Raw genomic sequence first — 26,254 nt, forward strand, 5'->3', positions numbered from 1 at the left:
GGCGTGGGCATGTGACCTTCGATCAGGTTCAAATTGCTTGCTAATCCATGGCAAACTGCCACTTTTGCATCTCTAAGGAACAGAAATGGCGTTGATCGAATGTTACGAGTGCAAGCAAAGCATCAGCTCCACGGCGCCTGCTTGCATTCATTGCGGTGCGCCTGCGGCAACGGTGCAAGCGGCCACTTCGACGGCAGCGCCTGTGGAAGCACCGCTTTCTTTCGGGCGTTTGCCGAGCAACGAGAGTGTGCCTCGGGTGACCCCGGCCGCCTTCGGGCGTAAACGAAAAACCGAAATCCAGGCTGAGGTCCCGGTACCGGTGCTCAATGGACCGCGTCCGGTGGAACTCTGGCTGAAACTGATGATTTTCTTTCTGCCGCCGTTTTTTGTCTGGTTCCTGCTGCGTCGCGGGCATTCACTGGGGCAGCGCTTGATCGGTTTCGGCTGGCTGGCGCTGATGATCCTTTTGTCCAAGGCCTGAGCCGTTCAGCCCTCGACCCGATTCTGTGGCGAACCGGCCGCCCAGGCCGCGATGTTCTGCAACGTGGTCGCGGCAATCGCGCCCAGGGCTTCGCGAGTGAGAAAGGCCTGGTGTGCGGTGATGATCACGTTCGGAAAGGTCAGCAGGCGCGCCAGCACATCGTCTTGCAGTGGCAGGTCGGAGCGGTCCTCGAAGAACAACTGCGCCTCCTCTTCATAGACATCCAGCCCCAGATACCCCAATTGACCGTCTTTCAACGCATCAATCAGCGCCGGCGTGTCCACCAGACCGCCGCGCCCGGTGTTGATCAACATCGCGCCGGGCCGCATGTGCGCCAATGACTCGCGGTTGATCAAATGTTTGCTCTGCTCGTTGAGCGGGCAATGCAGGCTGATGATCTGCGACTCGGCCAGCAGTTGCGGCAAGCTCAGGTAGCGCGCACCGAGGGCTTCGACCTGTGGGTTCGGATAGGGGTCATAGGCCAGCAATTGGCAGCCGAAGCCGTGCATGATTTTCGCGAAGGTCGCGCCGATCTGCCCGGTGCCGACCACGCCGACGGTCTTGTTCACCAGGTCGAAACCGGTCAACCCGTGCAGACTGAAATCGCCCTCGCGGGTACGGTTGTAGGCGCGGTGCAGACGGCGGTTGAGCGCCAGGATCAACGCCACCGCATGTTCGGCCACGGCGTGGGGCGAGTAGGCTGGGACTCGCACAACCGTCAGCCCCAGGCGCTTCGCCGCCGCGAGGTCGACATGGTTGTAACCGGCCGAGCGCAGGGCGATCAGGCGTGTGCCGCCTGCTGACAGGCGTTCAAGCACCGGCGCGCTGAGGTCATCGTTGATGAAGGCGCAGACCACCTCGTGATGCTCGGCCAGCGCCGCCGTGTCGAGGCTCAGTCGCGCCGGCTGGAAATGCAGTTCGATGCCGACGGGCAGGTCGGCGGCGAGAAAACTGTCGCGGTCGTAGGTCTGGCTGCTGAAAAGAATCGTGCGCATGCTGTCCTTCTGGAAGTCTCAAACCCCGTAGCAGCTGGCGAAGCCTGCGTTCGGCGGCGCAGCCGTCGTGAAATCAGGCACCGCGGTCTTTCAGGTAAACCGCGGATGCAGGTTTTACGACGGCTGCGCCGCCGGACGCAGCCTTCGGCAGCTGCTACAGAGGCGCTGAGTTTAGCGTTCAGGCCCGCCGACGTTATTGCGCTGCATCAGGCATTGATGCGCGCATGGGCCGCGAGGCGATTGATGGCGCGTTCGAGTTCTTCCAGCGCGACGGGGGCTTTCGGGTCCTGTTGCTTGAGCAGGGTTTCGCTGCGCTGGCAGGCGGCGCGCAGTTGCGGGACGCCGCAATAACGGGTTGCCCCGTGCAGGCGATGGACCCGCTCGATCAGGGCGTTCTGGTCGTTGGCTTCACGGGCCACGCGGATGGCCTCGCGGTCGGCTTCCAGGGAGGCCAGCAGCATGGCCAGCATGTCCGCCGCCAGATCGGCCTTGCCGGCCGCCAGGCGCAGGCCTTCTTCGTGGTCGAGCACCTGCAATTCATGACCGCTGTTGTTATCGCTATTACGCTCCGGACCCTGATTGCGCAGCGCCAGGCCCGTCCATTTCAACACCACTTGCGCCAGTTGCCGTTCGCTGATGGGTTTGGTCAGGTAGTCGTCCATGCCGCTTTGCAGCAATGCGCGTTTTTCATTGGCCATCGCATGGGCGGTGAGGGCCACGACCGGCAGTGGCGTGCAATGCCGCTCGCTTTCCCATTGGCGAATGGCTTCGGTGCTTTGGCGCCCATCCATGCCGGGCATTTGCACGTCCATCAACACCAGATCGAAAGTCTCGTTCTGCACGGCCTTGACCGCGGCGTAACCGCTTTCTACCGCGAGCACCTTGGCGCCCATGTCTTCGAGCAGGGTTTGCACCAGCAGCAGGTTGGCCGGGTTGTCGTCCACGCAAAGGACCTTCGGCGCGCGGCTGGAAACCGGCTCGGCGGGGTCGCTGCGCTGCTGGCGCGGGTTGACCAGATCAGACAGGGCCCGACGCAGCTTGCGGGTGCAGGCGGGTTTGGACTGGAGCTGGCTGTGGGGGTTGGGCACCGAGAGATGGAACAGCGTCAGTTCGGTGGTCGGGCACAGCACCAGCACTCTGCAGCCCAGGTGTTCAAGATCCCAGATGTGCTGGTTGAGGCGCTCCGGCGGCATGTCGTTGCTGGTGATGCCGAGCACCGCCAGGCCGATTGCCTGATCGGTCTGGTGGGCGCCGGTCACGCCATTGGCCAGGCTTTCCAGGGTATTGAACGGCGTGACGCTCAGGCCGCAGTCTTCCAGTTGATGCTGCAATGCCTGACGGGCCAGTTCATGGTTTTCCAGGACAGCCACCCGCTGCCCGAGCAATGGTGGGCCGGGCAGGTCTTCGGCGTCGTCGCGGGTTTTGGGCAGGCTCAGGCTGATCCAGAACTCCGAGCCTTCGCCCGGCGTGCTGTCGACGCCGATCTCACCGCCCATTTGTTCGATCAGCCGTTTGGAAATCACCAATCCGAGGCCGGTGCCGCCGGGTTGTCGGGACAACGAGTTATCGGCCTGGCTGAAGGCCTGGAACAGGGCGCGCACGTCCTGGTTCGACAGACCGATGCCGGTGTCCTGAATGCTGATGCGCAGCTGCACGCTGTCTTCATGCTCTTCTTCGAGCATCGCCCGGGCGACGATGGTGCCTTCGCGGGTGAACTTGATCGCATTGCTCACAAGGTTGGTGAGGATCTGCTTGAGTCGCAGCGGATCGCCCACCAGCGACAGTGGCGTATCGCGATAAACCAGGCTCACCAGTTCAAGCTCTTTGGCGTGGGCGGCCGGGGCGAGGATGTTCAGGGTGTCTTGCAGCAGGTCGCGCAGGTTGAACGGAATATGGTCTAGCACCAGTTTGCCGGCCTCGATTTTCGAGAAATCGAGAATCTCGTTGATGATCCCCAACAGGCTGTCGGCAGACTTTTCGATGGTGCCCAGGTAATCGAGCTGGCGCGGCGTCAGTTCGCTTTTTTGCAGCAGGTGCGTGAAGCCGAGAATGCCGTTGAGCGGCGTGCGGATTTCATGGCTCATGTTGGCCAGGAACTCGGACTTGATCCGGCTCGCCTCCAGGGCTTCCTTGCGCGCCAGGTCCAGCTCGATGTTCTGGATTTCGATGGTTTCCAGGTTCTGACGCACGTCTTCGGTGGCCTGGTCGACGCTGTTTTGCAATTCTTCCTGAGCGTTCTGCAGCGTCCCGGCCATGCGGTTGATGCCGGACGCCAGTTCATCCAGTTCCTGGCTGCCGAGGGGCGGCAGGCGGGTTTCCAGATGACCGTCCTTGAGTTGCGCCACGGCTTGTTTGATCTGGCTCAATGGCCGGTTGATGGTTCGGCCCATGCGTAATGCCAGCAGCGCCGCACCGGCCAGGCCTCCGCCGATCAGCAGCAGGCTGGCGAACAGGCTGCGGTAACCGCGCAGCAGCATGCCGTTGTGGGACAGTTCGAGTTCGACCCAGCCCAGCAGGCGGTCGGCTTCATCGGGGATCAGGTCGCCGGCCAGGTTGCGGTGTTTACCGAACACCGGCAGCAGGTAACGCGTGGCGTCATTGCCACTGCGGCGCAGCAACTGTGAACCGTAGCCCAGGGGCGCCTGATTGAGCATGGTCGGGCCGGCATGGGCCAGCGGCGTGCGGTCGGGGGCGAGGAAGGTCACCGCGCGCACGTCGGTCTGTTCCAGGGACTGGGTGGCGATGCGCTCCAGCAGCTCGTTGTCTTTGCGACCCATGGCCGGGGCCACCAACGGTGCCAGCTGTTCGGCGATCATTTCGCCGCGTTGCATGAGCTGGGCTTGCAGGTCCGATTGCTGCATCCAGGTGAAATAGCCGCCCAGAACCAACGCCATCAGGGTGGTCGGCAACAGGGTCAGTAACAGCACGCGGCCTTTAATTCCCAGTTTCTTGAGCACGCATCTCTCCTGCATCCAGCTGTTTATTGACCTGCACATGCGTCCGGCACGCGCCACCTGCGCAGTGTAGCGATTTGCATGCGGGCAATCTTCGTAAAATTGATGTCGTCATTCGTCGGTCAGTTCAATGCTTTGGTCCAGGGAGACAAACCTTGGGTTGCCCCTGGAGAGGCAATCTTGAATAATCAGCAATTGAGAATTATTTGCAGATACTCATGACTCCCATCGCGATTGGCCATCCTCGCATCCTATCTATCGAAGACGATCCAGTGCTCGGTGCCTATGTTCATGAGCATCTGGGGCGCTGCGGTTTTCAGGTGACCTGGTGCCAGAACGGGCAGGAAGGCCTGGCGATTGCGCGCCAGCAGGCCTTCGATGTGGTGTTGATGGATATTCTGTTGCCGGGGCTCGATGGCCTGGCGGTGCTGACTCAATTGCGCCAGAGCCATTCCACGCCAGTGGTGCTGATGTCGGCGCTGGGTGCCGAGGCGGATCGCATCAGTGGTTTTCGCCTCGGGGCCGACGATTACCTGCCCAAGCCTTTCAGCATGGCCGAGTTGCGGGTGCGCATCGAAGCGATCCTGCGGCGGGTGGCGCTCGACCGTCGACCGGTGCCGGCACCGATTGCTCCGGCGATGGACTGCCTGCGTTTTGATGATGAACTGGGCGAGGTCTTTTGGGGCGAGTACGCGGCCGGCCTGACCCGCAGCGAATACCGCTTGCTGGACACGCTGAACCGCAACGGCGATGAAGTGTTGAGCAAGCCATTCCTTTATCAGCAGGTATTGCAGCGCGGTTATGCGCCCCATGACCGCAGCCTCGACATGCACATCAGCCAGATTCGCCGCAAGCTCAAGGCCATCGGTTACACCGAGCGCGAAGTGCGCACGGTTTGGGGCAAGGGGTACGTATTGAGTGCAGCCGATGACGTGGTCTGACGTACCGGGCCGCACGGTGGCCCTGCAACAGCAACTGCTGTGCGATCTGTCCCACGAATTGCGCACGCCACTCAGCCGATTGCGGGTGGCCTGCGAAAGTGAGCAGGACCTGGAGCAGTTGCGCGAACGCATTGGCCGGGAAGTCGACGGCATGCAGCGCCTGGTCGAGGATGCGCTGCAACTGGCCTGGCTCGACACCGAGCGCACGCCGTTGCCCGATGAAGCGATCCAGGTCCAGGCCTTGTGGGAAATGCTCACGGAAAACGCCTGTTATGAAAGTGGCTGGCCGGCGAGTCAATTGAACTGTGCGGTGGATGCCTCCTGCTGGGTGCGCGGCCATCTCAATACCCTGGCCCTGGCGCTGGAAAATATTCTGCGCAATGCCATTCGTCATTCACCGAAGGGAGCTGTCGTGACGCTCGATGGCAGGCGCGATGGCGACTTCTGGCATCTGTGGCTGGAGGACGAGGGCGGTGGGGTGGCTGACGAGGATCTTGAGCGGATCTTCTCGCCGTTCATCCGGCTCGACGGTTCACGGCCGGGGGAGGGTGGGTTCGGGTTGGGGTTGAGCATTGCGAGGAATGCGGTGCAGCGGCAGGGCGGGAGTTTGTGGGCTGAGAACACTGATACTGGGTTGCGGTTGAATATGCGGTTGTTAGCACATGACGTTTTAACCGTGTCCTCGCCATCGCGGGCAAGCCTTGCTCCTTGTATGTTGCCTTGAGGCTGCGCGGGTTTACCCCGTCGAATTTGTTTCGCATGTGCCAGTTCTATGAGAGTTATCGCGCTGAAGAGAAAGTCGCACCACTGGTGCGACAATTGTCCTGGTCGCACAACCTGATCATCTTCAGCCAGAGTAAATGTCACGCAAGGTGAAGAGTACTGATTCAGCTGCTTATTCCCATAAGCCATAAGCCCCTTACTTTGCGTGATATGGCCTGCGCACGTTTGCCGGTATGATAGGCGCCCCCGCAGTCCGGATTGCGAATACGCCATGACCTTGCAGTACCCAACCATCGCCGATTGCGTCGGCAACACTCCGCTGGTCCGTTTGCAGCGCCTGCCTGGCGTCACCAGCAACACGCTTTTGCTCAAGCTCGAAGGGAACAACCCGGCGGGTTCGGTCAAGGATCGTCCGGCGCTGTCGATGATCACCCGCGCCGAATTGCGCGGGCAGATCCACGTCGGCGATACGCTGATCGAAGCGACCTCGGGCAACACCGGGATCGCCCTGGCCATGGCCGCCGCGATCAAGGGTTACAAGATGATCCTGATCATGCCGGACAACTCCAGCGCCGAGCGTAAAGCCGCGATGACGGCCTATGGTGCCGAGCTGATTCTGGTCAGCCAGGAAGAAGGCATGGAAGGCGCGCGCGACCTCGCCCAGCGAATGGAAGCCGAAGGCCGTGGCAAGGTGCTCGATCAGTTCGCCAACGGTGACAACCCCGAGGCGCACTACACCACCACCGGTCCGGAAATCTGGCGTCAGACCCAGGGCACCATCACGCATTTCGTCAGCTCGATGGGCACCACCGGCACCATCATGGGTGTCTCGCGCTACCTGAAAGAACAGAACGAGAACGTGCAGATCATCGGTCTGCAACCCATGGAAGGCTCGGCAATTCCGGGCATCCGCCGCTGGCCGCAGGAATACCTGCCAAAGATTTATCAGGCCGATCGCGTGGACCGGATCGTCGACATGGCGCAAAGCGAGGCCGAGGACGTGACCCGTCGTCTGGCGCGCGAAGAAGGCATTTTCTGCGGCGTGTCTTCGGGCGGTGCCGTGGCGGCGATGCTGCGCCTGTCCAAAGAAGTTGAAAACGCGGTGATTGTCGCGATCATCTGTGACCGTGGCGACCGTTACTTGTCGACCGGCATTTTCGACGCACCCAACTGATGGCCAAGCAAGAGAGAGGCCTGCGCTTCCAGCCCACGGGCGGTAGCAAGGCCCCGCAAGTCCCGACCGGCAAAAAGCAGCGCTTGACCATCGAGCGCCTGGCTAATGACGGTCGCGGTATCGCGTTTTTTGAAGGTCGCACCTGGTTCGTCATCGGCGCCTTGGCCGGTGAAGAAGTCGAGGCGCGGGTCTTGGGTGCCCACGGTAAAGTGGTCGAGGCGCGTACCGAGCGGGTGTTCCAGGCCAGCCAATTGCGCCGCCCGGCACCGTGCGCCCATGCCGGTCGCTGCGGTGGTTGCAGCGTGCAGCATCTGCCCCACAACGAACAGCTCGCCCTGAAACAGCGCATGCTCGCCGAGCAGTTGTCGCGGGTCGCCGGTGTCGAACCCGAAGAGTGGGCTGCGCCATTGAGCGGTCCGGAATTCGGCTATCGGCGTCGTGCCCGGGTGGCGGTGCGTTGGGACATGAAGGCGAAAAAACTCGAAGTCGGTTTCCGCGCCGCCGGCAGCCAGGACATCGTCGCCATCAACGAGTGCCCGGTGCTGGTACAGCCCTTGCAACCGATCATGACCCGCTTGCCGGACATGCTGCGGCGCTTGAGCAAACCTCAGGCACTGGGGCATGTGGAATTGTTCAGCGGTTCGTCATTGGCGGTATTGCTGCGGCACATGGCGCCGTTGTCCGAAGCCGACATGACGATCCTCAAGGAATTCTGCGCGCTCCATGAGGCCCAGTTGTGGCTGCATGGCGACGGCGAGCCGCAACCGGTCGAGGCCGATCAGTCCCTGGGCTATCGCCTTGAACAGTGGGACTTGAACCTGGCGTATCGGCCTGGAGATTTCATCCAGGTCAATGCCGGGGTCAACGAAGCGATGATCGCTCAGGCGCTGGAATGGTTGGCGCCGAAAGCCGATGAGCGGGTTCTGGACCTGTTCTGCGGGTTGGGCAACTTTGCCTTGCCGCTGGCCAGGACCGTTCGTGAAGTGGTGGCGGTGGAAGGTGTGCAGGCCATGGTCGAGCGGGCCGCCGCGAACGCCGCTAGTAATAATTTGCATAACGCGAAATTTTTTCAGGCCGATTTATCCCAGCCTTTGGCTGATGCCGAATGGGCCAGCGAAGGCTTTTGTGCGGTACTCTTGGACCCACCTCGCGACGGTGCTTTCGAGGTGGTGCGCAAGCTTGCATCCCTGGGTGCCGAACGATTGGTTTATGTGTCGTGCAACCCTGCAACTCTGGCGCGCGACACGGTCGAATTGATCAAGCAGGGCTACCGGTTAAAACGTGCCGGGATTCTCGATATGTTTCCTCAAACGGCGCATGTCGAGGCCATGGCGTTATTTGAAGCGAGCTAGGATGGCTCGTCTGGTCCGACTGACCGTCCGTGCCGCCACGCATCAGCCCGGCGGGGCGCCCGGACAATGAAGGTCAGCGATTTGACGCATTGAATCTGCGTCGTAGGGAAGGTAAAGCAAGATGGTACAGGTGAGAGCACACCAGCCGATCAACACTGACGGCAGTATCAATCTCGAGGCTTGGCTCGATCACGCGGTCAGTATCGATACAGCACTGGATCGCGAAGCCTTGAAAGAAGCCTGCGAGTTCGCTCGCGAGGCCGAACAACAAGCCAATGCGGCGAAAAACCTGTGGTCCGAAGGGACCTCGAGTTTCCGCACCGGCCTTGAGATCGCCGAGATTCTCGCCGACCTCAAACTCGATCAGGATTCGTTGGTCGCGGCAGTCTTGTACCGCGGCGTGCGCGAAGGCCAGATCCAGTTGCCGGCGGTCAGCCAGCGCTTCGGCCCGGTGGTCGCCAAACTGATTGACGGCGTGCAACGCATGGCGGCGATCAGTGACAGTCTGAGTCCGCGTAAATCCATGGTGATGGGCACCCAAGGCCAGGTGGAAAACCTGCGCAAGATGCTCGTGGCCATGGTCGACGACGTGCGCGTCGCGCTGATCAAACTGGCCGAACGCACCTGCGCGATCCGCGCGGTGAAAACCGCCGACGACGAGAAGCGTAACCGCGTCGCCCGTGAAGTCTTCGACATCTATGCGCCGCTGGCTCACCGCCTCGGTATCGGTCATATCAAGTGGGAACTGGAGGACTTGTCCTTCCGTTACCTGGAGCCCGACCAGTACAAGCAGATCGCCAAGTTGCTCCACGAGCGACGGCTGGATCGCGAGCGCTTCATCAGCGATGTGATGACCCAGCTCAAGAACGAGTTGCAGGCCACCGGCGTCGATGCCGACATCAGCGGCCGGGCCAAACACATCTATTCGATCTGGCGCAAAATGCAGCGCAAGGGTCTGGAGTTCAGCCAGATCTACGACGTGCGCGCCGTTCGCGTGCTGGTGCCGGAAATGCGCGACTGCTACACCGCGCTTGGCATCGTCCACACCCTGTGGCGGCACATCCCGAAAGAATTCGACGACTACATCGCCAACCCGAAAGAGAATGGCTACCGCTCGCTGCACACCGCGGTAATCGGCCCTGAAGGCAAGGTGCTGGAAGTGCAGATCCGCACCCACGCCATGCACGAAGAAGCCGAGCTGGGGGTTTGCGCGCACTGGCGATACAAGGGCACCGACGTCAAGTCCGGCTCGAACCACTACGAAGAGAAAATCTCCTGGCTGCGTCAGGTTCTCGAGTGGCACGAAGAGCTGGGCGATATCGGCGGCCTTGCCGAACAGCTGCGGGTCGATATCGAGCCGGACCGGGTTTATATCTTCACTCCCGACGGTCATGCCATCGACTTGCCGAAGGGCGCGACACCGCTGGACTTCGCTTACCGCGTGCACACCGAAATCGGTCACAACTGCCGCGGCGCCAAGATCAACGGGCGCATCGTGCCGCTCAACTACAGCCTGCAAACCGGTGAACAGGTTGAGATCATCACCAGCAAGCACGGCACTCCGAGCCGCGACTGGCTGAACCCGAACCTGGGTTACATCACCACGTCGCGGGCGCGGGCGAAGATTGTTCACTGGTTCAAGCTGCAAGCCCGCGATCAGAACGTTGCGGCCGGTAAAACCTTGCTCGAGCGCGAACTCAATCGCCTCGGCCTGCCGCAGGTGGATTTCGACAAGCTGGCTGAAAAGGCCAACATGAAAACCGCCGAGGACATGTTCGCTGCCTTGGGCGCAGGCGATTTGCGCCTGGCGCAACTGGTGAACCTGGCGCAGCAACTGGTCGAGCCGGAACGCGGCAACGAACAGTTGGAGCTGATCCCGCGCAAAGCCACCGGCTATAAACCGGGCAAGCGCGGCGATATCCAGATCCAGGGTGTCGGCAACCTGATGACCCAGATGGCCGGCTGCTGCCAGCCGTTACCGGGGGACGCCATCGTTGGTTACATCACCCAGGGCCGTGGCGTGAGCATCCACCGTCAGGACTGCGCCTCGGTGCTGCAACTGGCCGGGCGCGAGCCGGAGCGGATCATCCAGGTCAGCTGGGGCCCGGTGCCGGTGCTCACCTATCCGGTGGACATCATCATTCGCGCTTACGACCGTTCCGGTCTGCTGCGTGACGTGTCGCAGGTGCTGCTCAACGAGCGGATCAACGTGCTGGCGGTCAACACCCGCTCGAACAAAGAGGACAACACTGCGTTGATGTCCCTGACCATCGAGATTCCGGGGCTGGATGCGCTGGGGCGGTTGCTGGGGCGGATCTCCCAGTTGCCGAACATCATCGAGACCCGCCGTAACCGCACACCGTGAGAAACCTTCACGGAAATTGATGGTGTAGAGATTGATAAAAGATGTATTCACTTGAAGACCTGCTGCACCTGATGAACCGTCTGCGCGACCCGCAGTACGGCTGTCCGTGGGACATCAAGCAAACCTACGCCACCATCGTCCCGCACACCCTGGAGGAAGCCTACGAAGTTGCCGATGCTATTGAGCGCGGCGATTTCGATCACTTGCAGGGTGAGTTGGGCGACTTGTTGTTCCAGGTGGTTTATTACAGCCAACTGGCTCGGGAAGAAGGGCGCTTCGAATTCGCTGGCGTGGTCGACAGCATCACGCGCAAGTTGATCCGCCGTCATCCTCACGTATTTCCCACCGGTGATCTGTACGCGCCGCTGGACGTCCCGCGTCTGAATGAAGAGCAGGTCAAGCAACGCTGGGAAGAGATCAAGGGCGAAGAACGCGCCGAGAAGTCTTCGGCGCCGGAGCAGTTGTCCTTGCTCGATGACGTACCCGCGGCACTGCCGGCGTTGTCCCGTTCGGCAAAACTGCAGAAGCGCGCAGGGCAGGTCGGTTTCGATTGGCCGGACGCCTTGCCGGTGCTCGACAAGGTTCGCGAAGAGCTCGATGAAGTGCTCGAAGCCATGGCGGACAATGACTCGGCGGCGATTGCCGATGAAGTCGGCGACTTGCTGTTTTCCGTGGTCAATCTGGCGCGTCACCTCAAGGTCGATCCGGAAACTGCACTGCGTGGCGCGAACACAAAATTTGAAAGACGCTTCCGATTTATCGAACAGGCATTGCGCGACACCCACCGTCCCATAGAAGATTGCACCCTCGAAGAGTTGGACGCCTTGTGGGGCGAAGCCAAACGTCAGGAAAAGAATTTGCCCAGCTGCGGCTGAGCTGTTGCCTAAGTGAGTAAGCACCATGAGCCTTTCCCTTCGCGACCAGTTGCTCAAAGCAGGGCTGGTCAACCAAAAGCAGGCCAAACAGGTCGGCAAAGAAAAACAGAAACAACAGCGTCTGGCCCACAAAGGCCAGATCGAACTCGATGACTCCCAGCAGCGTGCGGCTCAGGAAGCCATGGCCGAGAAGGTCAAGCGCGACCAGGAGCTCAACCGTCAGCAGCAGGAGAAGGCCGAGCAGAAGGCCCGAGCCGCCCAGGTCAAGCAATTGATCGAAGTCTCGCGCCTGCCCAAGCTGAACACCGAGGACTACTACAACTTCGTCGACGACAAGAAGGTCAAGCGTATCTCCGTCAACACCCTGATGCGCAACAAGCTCAGCAGCGGTTCCCTGGCGATCGTGCATCACGCCGGCGGTTACGAAGTGATCCCTCGTGAAGCGGCCCTGAAGATCCAGGAGCGCGATCCACAGCGCATCGTGCAGCTGAATGTGAAGACAGAAGAAGTCAGCACCGAAGACGATCCGTACGCGGCCTATCAGATTCCTGACGATCTGATGTGGTAAGCCGTTAGCAGCTGCAACAACGACAAACCCCGCTCATGGCGGGGTTTGTCATTTTCAATGCGGTGGTTATGCAGAACGCGCTTCGCGTTGCTGCTCCAGTGATTCCAGTTCGGCCTTGTACTGGTGGGCTTCGGTCTCGGAGTGGAACATCCCGACCAGCAGGTCTTGTTGATGTACATCCCAGATGCGGATACCGGCGGCGATGCCTTCATGGGACATATGTGAATCGTCGCGTTCAGTTACTTTTACAGTCATCTGCTAGCTCCAATCTCTGTTATCTGCAGCAAGGCGTGTGCAGGCCTTTGTTATAAGTTTTGTTAGCTGGCTAAGTAAACGACTGAAATCGGTAACGGACTTTTGCAAAATCGAAGAAAGTGCTGCAGCCCGCGATATACGCGACATTCAGTCGCAGGCTGTTGAGTTTCATGACAAATGTTTCATGCTTTCAGGGCCGTTCGGCCGTACATAAAACCTGGCCAAAAAAAACGCCCCGAACCAGTCGGGGCGTTTTTATGTGTGGCGTAGGCGGGGTATTACTTACCCTGCCAGCGCTTCAGTACCAGCGTGGCGTTGGTGCCACCGAAGCCGAAGCTGTTGCTCATCACGGTGTTGATGGTGGCGTCTTCGCGAGTCTTGGTCAGGATTGGCATGTCTGCCACTTCCGGGTCCAGTTCGTCGATGTTGGCGGAACCCGCCATGAAGTTGCCTTCCATCATCAGCATGCAGTAGATCGCTTCGTGAACGCCGGCGGCGCCCAGGGAGTGACCCGACAGGCTCTTGGTGGAGCTGATGGCCGGAGCCTTGTCGCCGAACACTTCACGCACACCTTTCATTTCCATCACGTCGCCGACCGGAGTCGAGGTGCCGTGGGTGTTCAGGTAGTCGATCGGTGCGTCAACGGTGGACATGGCCATCTGCATGCAGCGGATGGCGCCTTCGCCGCTTGGGGCGACCATGTCGTAGCCGTCGGAGGTCGCGCCGTAGCCAACGATTTCCGCGTAGATCTTCGCGCCGCGGGCCAGAGCGTGTTCCAGCTCTTCGACCACGACCATGCCGCCACCGCCGGCGATGACGAAACCGTCACGCTTGGCGTCGTAGGCACGGGAAGCTTTATCCGGGGTTTCGTTGTACTGGCTGGACAGGGCGCCCATGGCGTCGAACAGGAACGACTGGCTCCAGTGCTCTTCTTCACCGCCGCCGGCGAATACGATGTCCTGCTTGCCCATCTGGATCTGTTCCATGGCGGTACCGATGCAGTGAGCACTGGTGGCGCAGGCAGAAGCGATGGAGTAGTTCAGGCCCTTGATCTTGAACGGGGTGGCCAGGCAAGCGGAAACTGTGCTGCTCATGGTCCGCGTTACGCGGTATGGGCCGACGCGCTTGACGCCTTTCTCGCGCAGGATGTCCAGCGCTTCCATCTGGTTCAGCGTGGAGGCGCCACCGGAACCGGCGATCAGGCCGGTACGCGGGTTGGAAACTTGCTCTTCGGTCAGACCGGAGTCTGCGATGGCATCTTTCATGGCCAGGTAGGCGTAAGCCGCCGCGTGGCCGACGAAGCGATAGATCTTGCGATCGATCAGCTCTTCGAGGGGAAGGTCAATGGAGCCGGAAACCTGGCTACGCAGACCCATTTCGGCATATTCCGGGTTGAACCGGATGCCAGGGCGGCTTGCACGCAGGTTAGCGGAGACGGTCTCTTTGTCATTGCCCAGGCACGAAACGATGCCCAGACCAGTGATAACGACGCGGCGCATGCGGATAACCCTTAGAAGTTGTCAGTGGAGGTGAAAACGCCGACCCGAAGGCCTTCGGCGGTATAGATTTCGCGGCCGTCGACAGTCACGGAACCGTCGGCGATGGCCATGTTCAGTTTGCCTTTGAGGACGCGTTTGATATGGATGTTATAGGTGACTTTCTTGGCGGTCGGCAGTACCTGACCGAAGAATTTCACTTCGCCCGAACCCAGGGCGCGACCGCGGCCCGGCAGGCCTTGCCAGCCGAGGAAGAAACCGACCAGTTGCCACATGGCATCGAGGCCCAGGCAGCCCGGCATCACCGGATCACCTTCGAAATGGCAGCCGAAGAACCACAGGTCAGGAGTGATATCCAGCTCGGCGACCAATTCACCTTTGCCGTACTTGCCACCCTCTTCGGAGATCAGGGTGATGCGATCGACCATCAGCATGTTCGGGGCGGGCAGTTGCGCGTTACCCGGGCCGAACAGCTCACCACGACTGCAGCGCAGCAGGTCTTCCCGAGTAAAGGCGTTTTGTTTGGTCATGCGAGCTCCTCAATAGTCCATGCGGCAGGGGGGCGAATCTTCCCGGCCGATCGAAGCGTTCATGCCTCGAGTCAGCAGCCTACTCATAGACTATTGCGTTGTAGTGAAAGTCACAGCACCAAGGACATGAATGTACACTTGTGCACTGAAATTATTATTCAAGCCCCTTTTAGGGCCTGTTCGGGTGCCTAAGACTGCCGCACTTTCGTCTTTCACGCCAGTCGCAGATCGTCGAAAGGCCTGCACTACTGCACCCAACGCTGCAGAATTTGCTGCAGATCAGTGCGTTTAAAGGGCTTGGCCAGGTAATCGTTCATTCCCGCGGACAAACAGGCTTCACGATCGCCCTGCAAGGCGTTGGCCGTCAGGGCAATGATCGGCACGTCAGCGCAGCCGGGCAGTTGGCGAATCTGTCGGGTGGCCTCGTAGCCGTCAATGACCGGCAGTCGGCAATCCATCAGAATCGCTTCGAAAATCAGGCTCTCGGCGCTGCGCACCGCTTGTGCACCATCGGTGACGACGCTGACAGTAAAGCCCAGGCTGCGCAACATTGCTTCGACGACGGTGCGGTTGACCGGGTTGTCTTCCACCAGCAACACATTGCGACCTTCGCCGTGGCCATTGCCGGTATGTACTCGCGGCGTCAGCACCGGCAACGACTGCTTATACAGCGCCAAAGGAATTTCCAGGGTGAACACCGAGCCGACGCCTTCTTCGCTCTGAGCACGCAAGGTGCCGCCCATTCGTTCTGCCAGGGTGCGGGCAATCGGCAACCCCAGCCCGGTGCCACCGTAACGTCTTGAAATAGTACTGTCGGCCTGCTGGAACGCGTTGAACATCAATTCCAGGCTTTCGGCCGGGATGCCGATCCCGCTGTCGCGCACGGTGCAGGTGAACCACAGCAATTCGTGATCCAGCGACTGCCACTGCGGTTCGATCGTGACGCGGCCCCGTTCGGTAAATTTCAGCGCATTGCCCACCAGGTTGACCAGGATCTGCCGGATCCGCGTCGGGTCGCCCTGAACCTGCAGGGCGCGCATGTCCTCGGGGATCTGCAGTTGCAGGTCAAGCCCGCGTTGCACTGCGCTGTGCTGGAACGACTGGGCGCAACTGGTGATCAGGTCCGCGAGGTTGAATGCAATGTGCTCCAGCTCCAGTTCCGAGCGTTCGATGCGCGAGAAGTCGAGAATGTCGTTGATCACTTTGAGCAGGTGTTCAGTCGATTCAGAAGCCAGCGCGGCGTACTCGATCTGTTCCTCGGTCATCGCGGTGGTTTCCAGCAGTTGCAGCATGCCCAGCACGCCATTCATCGGCGTGCGCAGCTCATGGCTCATCATCGCCAGGAAATCGGATTTGGCGTTGTTGGCCTTTTCCGCTTCCTCTCGGGTCTGGATCAATTGCGCCATGGCCTGATGCTGTTCGCGGCTGGCTTGTTCAAGGCCCTGGGCAAGGTTGTTGATGTGTTGCGACAGGGCGCCCAGTTCGGCGTCATCGACAATCGGCAGGGGCGTTTTGTAGTCGCCTTTCTGGATCGCCTTGACCGCATTGCCGATGTCGTGGATCGGTTGCGACAGGCTGCTGGCCAGACGCCGAGCCAGCAGAAAGGTAAACAGCAGGGCGAACAGGGCCAGGATCCCGGCCTTGAACAGGATTTCCTGCTGGCGCTGGTTGAAGGCGTCATTGGACAGACCGACGATCACCCGGCCCAGGTAATCCTCTCCCGGCTTCGTGGGGGCGGTGCGGCTGTTCTGGAAGAAGTCGTTGTTGAGCGCGATGCGTTGCAGCCGCACCGGTGCCTGGAACACTTCGACCTGGTGCGAACGATTGTGGGTTTCCGACGGTTGTTCGACGTACACCAGAACCCGGTTGGTGCTGTCCTGAACCTCCAGAAAACGCACATTGGGCGTGGCCAGGGTGGCTTTGAGCAAACTCTCGAGCACGTCGTTATTACCCGAGATCACCCCGTATTCGGTGGCCGGCGCCAGTTGGTTGGCGATCAGTTGACCAGTGTGGTTGAGTTCCTGGCGCAGGTCCTGGATTCGCACGAAGGTGAAGAAACTGATCAACAGCAACGTCAGCAGCAGCGCCGGGCCGAGGCTGATGATCTGGGTACGGGTATTGATGTCCCAACCGCTATGGAAGGTCATGGGCGATGTTCTCCTTCGGCCAGCTGTGTTGCGACAGAGGCTTCATTCATCGGTTCAATGCTTAATGAACGAGCCACTTGCGGGTTGCTCAAGACCTTGAAGTGCTGCGGATAAAGGGTGCGCGGCCAGGTGCTGGAGGGGCGGTCGAGCAGTTCGTCGAGAATCTTCAGCCAATCGCTCTGGTCGCTGTAGGTGCTGGCGAGGCTGCCCGCCCTGACGAAGGCGGCATTGGGGCCGATCAGCGGCAGCTGCCGTGCATAGCTGCTGAGCAGCAGGTTTTTCACGGTTTTGGGGTTGTACAGATCAGGATCATCCAGGCCCAGCAGCACATCGCTGTTTTTCAGCAGGGCCTGCAACGGGCGACTGTCATTGGTGTTGTCCCAGCGCTCGGTGACCACCTCAAGGCCCAGGGGCAGGGCAGCCTGATGCAGTTCCTTCAGCAGGAATTCGCTGTGGCTGTCGAAAAGCACGCCGACCCGTCGAGCCTCGGGCAGGACGAGTCGGGTCAGGCGCAATTGTCGATCCAGCGGCGGATCGCTCCAGAGCAGGCTCAGGTGCGGTGGCGAAACATCGCCAAAGCGTTGGTGGGCTTGCAGACGGCTGATGCGCAGCACCAGCGTTGCCGGGCCTTGGGCGTCTTGCAGGCGCCAGTCGAGGCTTTGCAAGTCGAGCAGAATCAGGCGGGTGCCGGTGGGCAGTTGATTTGGCGCCGGCAGGCTGGCGACCGGTTGGAAACGCACGCTGTCTGTGGGGCGCAACTCGCTCAGGGCCTGGACGAAAGACTGCACGCCTGGGCTGTCTTCGGCGCCGGTCAGCAGAATGTCGGCGGCCCGGGCCGGCAGAGTGCACAGCAGCCCGGCAAACACCAGGCACAATCCGGCCAGCAGGCGGCCAAGAGTTGGCGTCTTCCGTGACGGGCAATACGGCATCTTAAAACTCCAGCTCCGCGCTGAAGTAGAGCACTCGGCGTTCGTCGTAGTTGTTGTCGACGAAAGTGGTGGGCTGATTGTCGAGGCGTTGCTGGAGGATCCCGGCCAGCTCCAGATTGGCCTTGCCCAGGCCGATGCGTTTGGCGATGCGGGTGTCGACCCGTTCGAAGCGGTAACCGTTGAGGGCGTCGGCGCCATAGTAGAAGAGCGCACTGTTCCAGCCCTGGCCCCAGTTGCGCAGCCAACCGGCGGAACCGCTGTTGCGCGCCGTTTGTTGTGCATCCAGCGGGTTGCTCGCCTCGGCATAGACATAGGCGTACGTCAGGCGCAGACGATCGGTGCTGCTGACGCGCCAGTCCAGTTGGGTTTCCGTCCCCGAGAATCGTGAGCTGTTCGAGTTGCTGGCAATGTACTGATTGTTGCGCAGCGGTTCGCTGATCATGCCGTTGATTTCGTCGTAGAACAGCTTCACATCGACCGTCAGTCCCCAGTCTGTGAAGTAGCCGTTGTAGCCCAATTCCCGGGAGCGCATGCGTTCCTGTTCGAGGTCACCCGGGCCACGGGTCCTGACGAAATAGCGGGCGCTGGTCTGGCCATAGGCACTAGGTTGCAAGTTGGTCACCTGGTAACTCCAGTTGACGCTGTTCTCGAACATGTCCGGCGAGCGGACGGCTTCTGAATACACCGCGCGCAAACCGTGGCGCGGGTTGATCAGATAGTTGACCGCCACCCGCGGGGTCAGCGAGCTGCCAGTCAATTGCGTGTCTTCGAACATCGCCCCGCCCTGCAGCAACCAGTGCTCGGTGGCGCGCCACTCGAGTTGGCCGAACGCCCGCCAGGTGGTGTCGTCGAGCGTGCCATTGAAGTAGGTCTCGGAATCGGCCCGGTCGTAACGATAGTTCATGCCGCTGACCAGCCGCAGCGTGTCGGACAGGCTGAGGGTGTCTTGCAGTTCGAGGTCGTAGCGCGACTCTCGGGCACTCTGGTCGATGTCGCCGCACAGCGTTTTGTTCGCGCCGTTTCGCCATTGCGCCAGAACCTGATTGGCCAGGTCTTGTTCTGCCGCTGTACCGGGGGGCGCGCCGGTGAATCGAGCGATGTTGCGCGCCAGGCGTTCGGTGTAATTGGGATTGAGCTGCCAAAGTTGGGTCAGCTCCGGGCTGAACGAGATTTCGGCATCGCAGGCACGCCAAGTCTGCTGACGATCCCAGTGTTGCGCCGAGCCTTGAATATAAAGGCTGTGATCAGGATTGATGTCCAGGTTCCAGCGCAGCGAGCCGGCGTAGTCCTTGGCGATGACGTCGGAATTGTTCCCAGCGGCGGTAATCCCTGAGAACACTGGGCGGTAGGTATAGGGCCGCTGGTTGGTCCCGTCCTTGGCGTTCAGTTGCCAATCGATGCTCTGATTCTCATTGAGCGTCTGGCTGACGGCGAGGCTGAAGCGATTCAAGCGACGGTTGTCGCGATAATCGGCGCCGGTGCGGTCCGAGTCGAACCCATCGTCTTGTTGGCCGGATAGTGACAGGCGCAAGTCGCCGCTGTCCCAGCCCATACCCTGGCTGGCGTAGAAATCGTTGATGCCGCGTTGGCCTCGGGTGATTTTCAGCCGCGTGCCGTGGCTGTCGGCCGGTTTGCGGGTGATGATATTGACCACCGCCATCAGCGCGTTGGCGCCGTAGCTGACGGTGTTCGGGCCACGGAAAACCTCGATGCGCTCGATGTCTTCCATGGCCACCGGAATATCACTCCAGTCCACCGTGGCCAGGCCCGCGCGGTACACCGAGCGGCCGTCGATCAGCACTTGCATGCGCCGCGCTTCGCTGGCGTTGGTGCCGTGGTAGTTCACCGCTGCCTGGTTGCCGCTGATATTGCCGACCATCATCCCCGGCACCAGCCGCAGCAACTCGCTGATGTCCCGCGCGCCGCTGGCGTTGATCAGTTCGCTGTCGATCACCGTCATGCTGCCCGGCACGGCCGCCGGCGACTGCTTCAGGCGCGTCGCGGTGAGCACTTGCGGCAACGGATCGTTGTCCAGGAACAGGTCGTCGGCCAGCAAAGGCGAGCTGAAAAACAGCGCCAGCACCAGTGGCGAGCGAGGAGAGGGAGAGCCAAAAGACACGGCACGGCCTTGATAGCGATTAATTGGCGCGCATGTTAACCGAGCGCAATGACTTTTCCAGTCACGTTGTGGGCATTTTCCTCGGTTTTCTTGGTCTTCTTCCTACAAGTGCCGGTAATTGATGTCGGGGCTGGCCGCCACTGGGCCGCTCCGTATAATGCGGGCATCGCCACTGGTATGGATTAACGGATTGCATATGACTGAACAGCGCCCAATTGCGGTCCTGGGAGGCGGAAGTTTTGGTACCGCCGTGGCTAATCTGCTGGCCGAGAACGGGCATCAGGTCCGTCTGTGGATGCGTGACCCCGAGCAGGCGGAGGCCATTCGGGTCGATCGCGAGAACCCGCGTTACCTCAAAGGCATCAAGATTCTTGCTGCGGTGGAGGCGGTCACAGACCTGCAAGCCACGCTGGAGGCCTGCGACCTGTGCTTCGTCGCGCTGCCCTCCAGCGCACTGCGCTCGGTGCTGGCGCCTTACGCTCAGCTTTTGAGCGGCAAAATGCTGGTGAGCCTGACCAAAGGCATCGAAGCCCATACGTTCAAGCTGATGAGCCAGATTCTTGAAGACATCGCCCCGCAAGCGCGCATCGGCGTGCTGTCGGGGCCGAACCTGGCCCGTGAAATCGCCGAACACGCGCTGACCGCCACGGTGGTCGCCAGCGAAGACGAAGACCTTTGCCAGCAGGTCCAGGCCGCGCTGCATGGCCGGACCTTTCGCGTGTACGCCAGCGCCGACCGCTTTGGCGTGGAGCTGGGCGGGGCGCTGAAAAACGTCTACGCCATCATCGCCGGCATGGCGGTGGCGTTGGGCATGGGCGAGAACACCAAGAGCATGCTGATCACCCGGGCGCTGGCGGAAATGACCCGCTTCGCGGTGAACCAGGGCGCGAACCCGATGACGTTCCTGGGGTTGGCGGGCGTCGGCGACTTGATCGTCACCTGTTCGTCGCCGAAAAGCCGCAACTATCAGGTCGGATTTGCCCTCGGCCAGGGCTTGAGCCTGGAGGATGCGGTGACGCGTCTGGGCGAAGTGGCCGAAGGCGTGAACACCCTCAAGGTGCTCAAGGCCAAGGCTCAGGAGGTCGGCGTGTATATGCCGCTGGTCGCCGGATTGCACGCGATCCTGTTCGAAGGGCGCACGCTGGATCAGGTGATTGGGTTGTTGATGCGTGGCGAACCGAAAACCGACGTGGACTTTATTTCCCCCAGTGGTTTCTAAGCACTTAACCGATACGAGCAGGGAGCGAGACAGACATGAACGATCCGAAAGTAGAAGGCAAATACGAATCCATCCTGCTTCGAGTGCTGTGGATGATTGTCTATGTGCTGGTCTGGCAAGTGGCGCAATTGATCCTCGGCGCGGTGGTGCTGGTGCAGCTGATCTATCGTTTGATATATGGCGCACCGAGCGCCAGCCTGATGAATTTCGGCGACAGCCTGAGCCAGTTTCTGGCGCAGATCGGTCGTTTCGGCAGCTTTCACAGCGACCAGAAGCCCTGGCCGTTCGCCGACTGGCCAGCGCCGCGTACACCGGAAGGTGAAGCCCCGCACGTTGTGGCGCCGGCGCCGCATCCGGCCCGAGATGAGGAACCGAAACTATGAAACTCTGGGTATTGCGTCATGGTGAAGCCGAACCTCACGGTACCCGCCCGGACTCCGAGCGGGCCCTGACCGATAAGGGGCGCAAAGAGGTGAAGCGCATCGCGGCCAAATTGAAGGGCAAACACCTGACTGCCATTTATGCCAGCCCTTACCTGCGAGCACAGGAGACCGCAATGCTGGTGCGTAAGGAACTGGGTTTTGCACCGGAGATTCGCACCGTCGAATGGCTGACGCCCGACAATAATCCGCAAGCGGTGGCGGAGCAGTTGGTTTCCGTGGATCACGCGCTACTGGTCAGCCACAACCCGCTGGTCGGTAACCTGCTGGGCTATTTGCAGCATGGTCACGTGCAAGACCCGGAGCGAGTCGGCACCGCCGGGCTGGCGGAGCTTGAGGGCGAAGAACTGCTGGTCGGGGCGATGAAGCTCAACGGCATCAAAACCCCATAAAAGCAACAGATCGCAGCCTGCGGCAACTCCTACAGGGGAATCACGTACACCCGTGAAACATCGGACGGACACATATTCCGTAGGAGCTGCCGAAGGTTCGGGCCGCGTTCGGACGATCTGTTGATCTTCGCTCCACCCGCAAATAGTCAACCAAGCACTTGCTTGGTTGACTACGCTTGCTCCAGACCAAAAAAGGGAGCAAGTCGCATGTCTGCTGCTTTTCGTTTGCCACTGGACGTCTTCTACGAGCGCGAAGCCCGTCATCCGCGCCAGCGCTTTCTGGTTCAGCCGACAGGGGGCGGCCAGGTCGAGACGCTGACCTGGGCCGACGTCGGTCACCAGGCGCGCTGTGCCGCCCACTGGCTGCGGGCTCGCGAATTGCCGCAAGGCAGCCACATCGCATTGATCTCGAAAAACTGTGCCCACTGGATCATCGCCGACCTGGCGATCTGGATGGCCGGGCATGTCTCGGTGCCGCTGTACCCCAATCTGACCGCCGAATCCGTGGCTCAGGTACTTGATCATTCTGAAGCTGCACTGGCGTTCATCGGCAAGCTGGATGACTGGCCGGGCATGTCCGTCGGGATTAGGCCTGACCTGCCGACCATCAGCCTGCCGCTGTGCCCGGCCGGCACCTTCGATTTCAGCTGGGCCGACCTGCAACGCAGCTCACCGATTCAGGACGACCCCAAACCCGCCGCCGATCAACTGGCGACCATCATTTACACCTCCGGCACCACGGGCCAGCCCAAAGGCGTGATGCACAGTTTCGGCACGCTGGGATTTGCCACCACCCATGGCACCCGGTTGTTCGGCTTGAATGAGTCGGATCGCCTGCTGTCCTACCTGCCGCTGTGCCATGTCGCCGAACGGATGTTCGTCGAGTTGGCAGCGATCTACACCGGGCAAACGGTGTTTTTCGCCGAGAGCCTCGACACCTTCCTCACCGATTTGCAGCGTGCCCGACCGACCGCGCTGTTCGGCGTGCCACGCATCTGGACCAAATTCCAGATGGGCGTGTACAGCAAGATCCCGGCAAAACGCCTCGACTTCCTGCTCGGCCTGCCTTTCATCGGTAAACGGGTAGGGCACAGAGTCCTCGCCGGGCTGGGGCTGGACGCTTTGCGCATCGCCTTGTCCGGCGCGGCGCCAGTGCCGCAGACCTTGTTGAGCTGGTATCGAAAACTGGGGCTGGACGTGCTGGAGGTGTACGGCATGACCGAAAGTTGCGGTTACTCTCACATCGGTCTGCCCGGTCAAAACAACCCCGGCTGGATCGGCAAGCCATGCCCGGAGGTCGAAGTACGGGTTGAGCCATCAGGTGAAGTGCTGGTGCGCAGCGGCGCGACCATGCTCGGCTATTTCAAGGAACCGGGGAAAACCGCCGAAACCCTCACCGAGGACGGTTTCCTGCGCACCGGTGACAAGGGTGAGGAAGACGCCGAAGGCAACCTGCGCCTGACCGGGCGCCTGAAGGAAATTTTCAAGACCAGCAAAGGCAAATACGTGGCCCCGGCGCCAATCGAGAATCGTCTGGCGGTGCATTCGCGGATCGAACAAGTGTGCGTGGTCGGCGATGGCTTGAGCGCGCCACTGGGGTTGTGCGTGTTGTCGGCGGTCGGTCAGCAGGACGCCAGCGGGACGGCGAGGGCGGGTTTGCATTCAAGCCTGGAACAACTGCTGGAGGAGGTCAACGGCGTCCTCGACAGGCATGAACGCTTGCGTCGGCTGGTGGTGGTCAAGGACAGTTGGGCGGTGGAAAACGGCTTCCTGACACCGACCCTGAAGATCAAGCGCAACATGATTGAAGCAGCTTACGGTGCGCGCTTCGAAGAATGGAGCGCGCGCAGCGAGGCGGTGCTGTGGCAGGATTGAGTCACGAACAACTCCAACAAAGGAACGCAACGATGAGTCTGTGGCGCACCACTCCCAACGTCGAGCAGTTGAACGCTATCCAGAAAAACACCATCGGCGAAGTGCTGGATATTCGCTTCGAAGCTTTCGATGACGAGTCCCTGACCGCGAGCATGGTCATCGACCACCGTACGCACCAGCCTTATGGCTTGCTGCACGGCGGCGCTTCGGTGGTGCTGGCCGAAACCGTTGGCTCGATGGCCAGTTTCCTGTGCATAGACGCCAGCAAGTTTTATTGCGTGGGCCTGGAAATCAATGCCAACCATTTGCGCGGTCTGCGCAGCGGGCGGGTGACGGCGGTGGCCAAGGCGATTCACATCGGGCGCACCACCCATGTCTGGGATATTCGCTTGACCAGTGATGAGGGCAAGGCCAGTTGTGTGTCGCGCCTGACCATGGCGGTGGTGCCGTTGGGGGAGAAACCGCCGGCGCGATGAGTTTCGGCATGCTCTGTGTAGCAGCTGGCGAAGCCTGCGTTCGGCTGCGCAGCAGTCGTAAATCCTGCCATCTCAATCTTCCTGAAACACCGCGGTGAATGGTCTAACGACTGCTGCGCAGCCGAACGCAGCCTTCGGCAGCTGCTACAAGGCGGTCTATTCTTCTGCATCCCTATAGCTTTGACCCGACTGTCATCATTCCTGTCAGTTACGGTCATTGCTGTAGGACACGGTCTTACGGACAATCAACCTCTGTTTTTTGCACATGGATCTGCCGGTATGTCGCAACAGATATTTTTCGCCCACGCCAATGGCTTTCCTTCGGGGACCTACAGCAAGTTGTTCGCGGCGCTGGCGCCGGAGTACCGGGTGGCGCATCTGGAGCAGCACGCCCATGACCCGCGTTTCCCGGCGGACGATAACTGGAACAATCTGGTGGATGAGCTGATTCATCACCTCAAGCAACAGCCGGAACCGGTCTGGGGCGTCGGCCACTCTTTCGGCGGCGTGCTGCACCTGCACGCCGCGTTGCGTTGCCCTGAGTTGTATCGCGGCGTGGTCATGCTCGATTCACCAGTGCTGACCCGCACCGATCAATGGGTAATCCGTGCCGCCAAACGCTTCGGTTTTATCGATCGCCTGACCCCGGCCGGTCGCACGTTGGGGCGACGGGAAGAGTTCGCCGATCTGGAGGCGGCCCGTCTGTATTTCGCCGGTAAAACCCTGTTTCGTGGCTTCGACCCGGAATGCTTCGAAGCCTATCTTCAACATGGTTTGCAAAAGGTCGGCGACAAGCTGCGTCTGCGTTTCGACCCGGCTACGGAAATCAGCATCTACCGCGGCGTACCGCACACCAGCCCTGGCCGCGCGCGGCAGTTGAAAGTGCCGCTGGCAGTGGTTCGCGGACACAAGAGCCGCGTGGTGATGCGTCATCACGCCCGATCCGTCGGGCGCATGCCGCTGGGCGAGTCCTTGACCCTGCCCGGTGGCCACATGTTTCCCCTCGAACGTCCACAAGACACGGCCACGCTGCTGAAGAACCTGTTCAGTCGTTGGGACAGTCGCCGCCAACAGGATTGCGCATGAACAGTGTCGTCGAAGAAGTTCGCCTGAGCCTGCCGCACATCGAGTTGGCGGCACACCTGTTCGGTCCCGAGGACGGCTTGCCGGTGATTGCCTTGCACGGCTGGCTGGACAATGCCAACAGCTTTGCCCGGCTGGCGCCGAAGCTCAACGGCTTGCGCATCATCGCGCTGGACATGGCCGGGCACGGTCACTCGGGGCATCGGCCGAACGGCGCCGGTTACGCGCTGTGGGACTATGCCCACGACGTGCTGCAAGTGGCCGAGCAGTTGGGATGGAAGCGGTTTGCGCTGCTGGGGCATTCCCTGGGGGCGATCGTCTCGCTCGTGCTGGCCGGGTCGTTGCCGGAGCGGGTGACTCACCTGGCGTTGATCGACGGCATCATTCCTCCTACAGACAAAGGCGAAAACGCTGCCGAACGCATGGGCATGGCCCTGCAAGCTCAGCTGGATCTGCGGGAAAAACGCAAACCGGTCTACAACACCCTCGACCGGGCCATCGAAGCGCGCATGAAAGGCTTGGTGGCGGTCAGTCGCGAAGCCGCCGAACTGCTGGCCCAGCGCGGCTTGATGCCGGTGCCGGGCGGTTATACCTGGCGCACCGACAACCGCCTGACGCTACCGTCGCCGCTGCGTCTGACCACTGAGCAGGCGATGGCTTTCGTCCAGCGCGTCAGTTGTCCTGCACACCTGGTGGTCGCGGCTGACGGCATGCTCGCCAAACATCCCGAGTTGCTGGAACGTCTACCCTTTAGCCATGAACAGTTGCCTGGCGGCCATCACTTGCACCTCAATGACGAACCCGGTGCCGGTCTTGTCGCAGACTGTTTCAATCGGTTCTTCGCCGTTCCTTGACTTGCGTCGGG

Annotated in this window: 22 protein-coding genes and 2 pseudogenes; 16 read left to right on the plus strand and 8 right to left on the minus strand. The window is 60.8% G+C overall.

Annotation, left to right across the window (positions count from 1 at the left end; genetic code table 11):
- The first annotated feature begins 85 nt into the window (after positions 1 to 85).
- Positions 86 to 481 (plus strand): hypothetical protein, encoded by a 396-nt coding sequence (locus LOY36_RS06975; protein ID WP_258672736.1) that lies wholly within the window; start codon positions 86 to 88, stop codon positions 479 to 481.
- Between the two features lie 5 nt (positions 482 to 486).
- On the opposite strand, the gene LOY36_RS06980 is transcribed toward LOY36_RS06975, so the two are convergent.
- Together LOY36_RS06980 and LOY36_RS06985 are read right to left on the minus strand one after the other, a co-directional pair.
- Positions 487 to 1,476: a 2-hydroxyacid dehydrogenase gene (locus LOY36_RS06980; RefSeq protein ID WP_258672738.1), complete on the minus strand. Its 990-nt coding sequence runs from the start codon at positions 1,474 to 1,476 to the stop codon at positions 487 to 489.
- A 206-nt stretch (positions 1,477 to 1,682) separates the two neighbouring features.
- Entirely contained in the window at positions 1,683 to 4,433 is a 2,751-nt protein-coding gene (locus tag LOY36_RS06985) for a response regulator (RefSeq protein WP_258672739.1), read from the minus strand.
- A 215-nt stretch (positions 4,434 to 4,648) separates the two neighbouring features.
- Between LOY36_RS06985 and LOY36_RS06990 the strand changes: the two genes are divergently transcribed.
- From LOY36_RS06990 to LOY36_RS07025, 8 genes and pseudogenes are all read left to right on the plus strand, one after another.
- Positions 4,649 to 5,371: a response regulator transcription factor gene (locus LOY36_RS06990; protein WP_258672740.1), complete on the plus strand. Its 723-nt coding sequence runs from the start codon at positions 4,649 to 4,651 to the stop codon at positions 5,369 to 5,371.
- A 13-nt stretch (positions 5,372 to 5,384) separates the two neighbouring features.
- A pseudogene (locus LOY36_RS06995) lies at positions 5,385 to 6,095 on the plus strand (sensor histidine kinase); the annotation flags it as partial.
- A 2-nt stretch (positions 6,096 to 6,097) separates the two neighbouring features.
- Positions 6,098 to 6,232, plus strand: a pseudogene (locus LOY36_RS07000) (DUF1016 N-terminal domain-containing protein); the annotation flags it as partial.
- A gap of 133 nt (positions 6,233 to 6,365) precedes the next feature.
- Complete coding sequence (gene cysM / locus LOY36_RS07005; RefSeq protein WP_018926292.1) at positions 6,366 to 7,268, plus strand: cysteine synthase CysM; 903 nt, start codon at positions 6,366 to 6,368, stop codon at positions 7,266 to 7,268.
- On the plus strand, positions 7,268 to 8,620 hold the full coding sequence (rlmD, locus tag LOY36_RS07010; RefSeq protein WP_258672741.1) for a 23S rRNA (uracil(1939)-C(5))-methyltransferase RlmD: 1,353 nt from the start codon (positions 7,268 to 7,270) through the stop codon (positions 8,618 to 8,620). Before cysM ends, rlmD begins: the two co-directional genes overlap by 1 nt.
- Positions 8,621 to 8,741: 121 nt before the next feature.
- The gene (gene relA / locus LOY36_RS07015; protein WP_019650383.1) at positions 8,742 to 10,985 is read left to right on the plus strand and encodes a GTP diphosphokinase; all 2,244 of its coding nucleotides are present in this window, start codon (positions 8,742 to 8,744) and stop codon (positions 10,983 to 10,985) included.
- A gap of 41 nt (positions 10,986 to 11,026) precedes the next feature.
- A complete protein-coding gene (gene mazG, locus LOY36_RS07020; protein ID WP_019650384.1) occupies positions 11,027 to 11,860 on the plus strand; it encodes a nucleoside triphosphate pyrophosphohydrolase in 834 nt (277 codons plus the stop codon).
- Positions 11,861 to 11,885: 25 nt separating this feature from the next.
- A complete protein-coding gene (locus LOY36_RS07025) occupies positions 11,886 to 12,428 on the plus strand; it encodes a DUF2058 domain-containing protein (protein WP_018926288.1) in 543 nt (180 codons plus the stop codon).
- Positions 12,429 to 12,494: 66 nt separating this feature from the next.
- Here the strand turns inward: LOY36_RS07025 and LOY36_RS07030 are convergent, their stop codons facing one another.
- From LOY36_RS07030 to LOY36_RS07055, 6 genes are all read right to left on the minus strand, one after another.
- The gene (locus LOY36_RS07030) at positions 12,495 to 12,683 is read right to left on the minus strand and encodes a hypothetical protein (protein ID WP_018926287.1); all 189 of its coding nucleotides are present in this window, start codon (positions 12,681 to 12,683) and stop codon (positions 12,495 to 12,497) included.
- Positions 12,684 to 12,961: 278 nt separating this feature from the next.
- The gene (gene fabB, locus LOY36_RS07035) at positions 12,962 to 14,182 is read right to left on the minus strand and encodes a beta-ketoacyl-ACP synthase I (RefSeq protein WP_019650386.1); all 1,221 of its coding nucleotides are present in this window, start codon (positions 14,180 to 14,182) and stop codon (positions 12,962 to 12,964) included.
- An 11-nt stretch (positions 14,183 to 14,193) separates the two neighbouring features.
- Positions 14,194 to 14,709, minus strand: coding sequence for a 3-hydroxyacyl-[acyl-carrier-protein] dehydratase FabA (fabA, locus tag LOY36_RS07040; protein ID WP_258672743.1), 516 nt, complete (start codon positions 14,707 to 14,709; stop codon positions 14,194 to 14,196).
- A gap of 245 nt (positions 14,710 to 14,954) precedes the next feature.
- Complete coding sequence (locus LOY36_RS07045; RefSeq protein WP_258672745.1) at positions 14,955 to 16,856, minus strand: ATP-binding protein; 1,902 nt, start codon at positions 16,854 to 16,856, stop codon at positions 14,955 to 14,957.
- Positions 16,853 to 17,785: an ABC transporter substrate-binding protein gene (locus LOY36_RS07050; RefSeq protein ID WP_258672746.1), complete on the minus strand. Its 933-nt coding sequence runs from the start codon at positions 17,783 to 17,785 to the stop codon at positions 16,853 to 16,855. Before LOY36_RS07050 ends, LOY36_RS07045 begins: the two co-directional genes overlap by 4 nt.
- A gap of 1 nt (position 17,786) precedes the next feature.
- Positions 17,787 to 19,904 carry a TonB-dependent siderophore receptor gene (locus LOY36_RS07055; protein ID WP_258672748.1) on the minus strand — a complete coding sequence of 706 codons (2,118 nt, stop codon included), beginning with the start codon at positions 19,902 to 19,904 and terminating at the stop codon, positions 17,787 to 17,789.
- Positions 19,905 to 20,100: 196 nt separating this feature from the next.
- On the opposite strand from LOY36_RS07055, the gene LOY36_RS07060 reads away from it, so the two are divergent.
- The 7 genes from LOY36_RS07060 to LOY36_RS07090 all read left to right on the plus strand — a co-directional run bounded on the left by LOY36_RS07060 (position 20,101) and on the right by LOY36_RS07090 (position 26,243).
- Positions 20,101 to 21,123, plus strand: coding sequence for an NAD(P)H-dependent glycerol-3-phosphate dehydrogenase (locus tag LOY36_RS07060; RefSeq protein WP_007937592.1), 1,023 nt, complete (start codon positions 20,101 to 20,103; stop codon positions 21,121 to 21,123).
- A 35-nt stretch (positions 21,124 to 21,158) separates the two neighbouring features.
- Positions 21,159 to 21,506: a DUF4389 domain-containing protein gene (locus LOY36_RS07065; RefSeq protein ID WP_007937595.1), complete on the plus strand. Its 348-nt coding sequence runs from the start codon at positions 21,159 to 21,161 to the stop codon at positions 21,504 to 21,506.
- Entirely contained in the window at positions 21,503 to 21,955 is a 453-nt protein-coding gene (gene sixA, locus LOY36_RS07070) for a phosphohistidine phosphatase SixA (RefSeq protein WP_258672750.1), read from the plus strand. Before LOY36_RS07065 ends, sixA begins: the two co-directional genes overlap by 4 nt.
- Before the next feature lie 207 nt (positions 21,956 to 22,162).
- A complete protein-coding gene (locus LOY36_RS07075; RefSeq protein ID WP_258672752.1) occupies positions 22,163 to 23,830 on the plus strand; it encodes an AMP-binding protein in 1,668 nt (555 codons plus the stop codon).
- Between the two features lie 32 nt (positions 23,831 to 23,862).
- A complete protein-coding gene (locus LOY36_RS07080) occupies positions 23,863 to 24,306 on the plus strand; it encodes a hotdog fold thioesterase (RefSeq protein WP_258672754.1) in 444 nt (147 codons plus the stop codon).
- Positions 24,307 to 24,585: 279 nt separating this feature from the next.
- Positions 24,586 to 25,392, plus strand: coding sequence for an alpha/beta fold hydrolase (locus tag LOY36_RS07085; RefSeq protein ID WP_258672757.1), 807 nt, complete (start codon positions 24,586 to 24,588; stop codon positions 25,390 to 25,392).
- Positions 25,389 to 26,243, plus strand: a complete 855-nt coding sequence (locus LOY36_RS07090) for an alpha/beta hydrolase (protein ID WP_230174672.1) — start codon at positions 25,389 to 25,391, stop codon at positions 26,241 to 26,243. The genes LOY36_RS07085 and LOY36_RS07090 overlap by 4 nt, the downstream gene beginning before the upstream one ends.
- The last annotated feature ends 11 nt before the right edge of the window (positions 26,244 to 26,254 follow it).

Origin of the sequence: Pseudomonas sp. B21-019, assembly GCF_024749225.1 — a bacterium.
Classification (GTDB): domain Bacteria; phylum Pseudomonadota; class Gammaproteobacteria; order Pseudomonadales; family Pseudomonadaceae; genus Aquipseudomonas.

Bases quoted from the DNA above. Each gene is read 5' to 3' on its own strand.
- LOY36_RS06975 (WP_258672736.1), top strand. From the start codon at position 86: ATGGCGTTGATCGAATGTTACGAGTGCAAGCAAAGCATCAGCTCCACG.
- LOY36_RS06980 (WP_258672738.1), bottom strand. From the start codon at position 1,476: ATGCGCACGATTCTTTTCAGCAGCCAGACCTACGACCGCGACAGTTTT.
- LOY36_RS06990 (WP_258672740.1), top strand. From the start codon at position 4,649: ATGACTCCCATCGCGATTGGCCATCCTCGCATCCTATCTATCGAAGAC.
- cysM (WP_018926292.1), top strand. From the start codon at position 6,366: ATGACCTTGCAGTACCCAACCATCGCCGATTGCGTCGGCAACACTCCG.
- rlmD (WP_258672741.1), top strand. From the start codon at position 7,268: ATGGCCAAGCAAGAGAGAGGCCTGCGCTTCCAGCCCACGGGCGGTAGC.
- relA (WP_019650383.1), top strand. From the start codon at position 8,742: ATGGTACAGGTGAGAGCACACCAGCCGATCAACACTGACGGCAGTATC.
- mazG (WP_019650384.1), top strand. From the start codon at position 11,027: ATGTATTCACTTGAAGACCTGCTGCACCTGATGAACCGTCTGCGCGAC.
- LOY36_RS07025 (WP_018926288.1), top strand. From the start codon at position 11,886: ATGAGCCTTTCCCTTCGCGACCAGTTGCTCAAAGCAGGGCTGGTCAAC.
- LOY36_RS07030 (WP_018926287.1), bottom strand. From the start codon at position 12,683: ATGACTGTAAAAGTAACTGAACGCGACGATTCACATATGTCCCATGAA.
- fabB (WP_019650386.1), bottom strand. From the start codon at position 14,182: ATGCGCCGCGTCGTTATCACTGGTCTGGGCATCGTTTCGTGCCTGGGC.
- fabA (WP_258672743.1), bottom strand. From the start codon at position 14,709: ATGACCAAACAAAACGCCTTTACTCGGGAAGACCTGCTGCGCTGCAGT.
- LOY36_RS07045 (WP_258672745.1), bottom strand. From the start codon at position 16,856: ATGACCTTCCATAGCGGTTGGGACATCAATACCCGTACCCAGATCATC.
- LOY36_RS07050 (WP_258672746.1), bottom strand. From the start codon at position 17,785: ATGCCGTATTGCCCGTCACGGAAGACGCCAACTCTTGGCCGCCTGCTG.
- LOY36_RS07060 (WP_007937592.1), top strand. From the start codon at position 20,101: ATGACTGAACAGCGCCCAATTGCGGTCCTGGGAGGCGGAAGTTTTGGT.
- LOY36_RS07065 (WP_007937595.1), top strand. From the start codon at position 21,159: ATGAACGATCCGAAAGTAGAAGGCAAATACGAATCCATCCTGCTTCGA.
- sixA (WP_258672750.1), top strand. From the start codon at position 21,503: ATGAAACTCTGGGTATTGCGTCATGGTGAAGCCGAACCTCACGGTACC.
- LOY36_RS07075 (WP_258672752.1), top strand. From the start codon at position 22,163: ATGTCTGCTGCTTTTCGTTTGCCACTGGACGTCTTCTACGAGCGCGAA.
- LOY36_RS07080 (WP_258672754.1), top strand. From the start codon at position 23,863: ATGAGTCTGTGGCGCACCACTCCCAACGTCGAGCAGTTGAACGCTATC.
- LOY36_RS07085 (WP_258672757.1), top strand. From the start codon at position 24,586: ATGTCGCAACAGATATTTTTCGCCCACGCCAATGGCTTTCCTTCGGGG.
- LOY36_RS07090 (WP_230174672.1), top strand. From the start codon at position 25,389: ATGAACAGTGTCGTCGAAGAAGTTCGCCTGAGCCTGCCGCACATCGAG.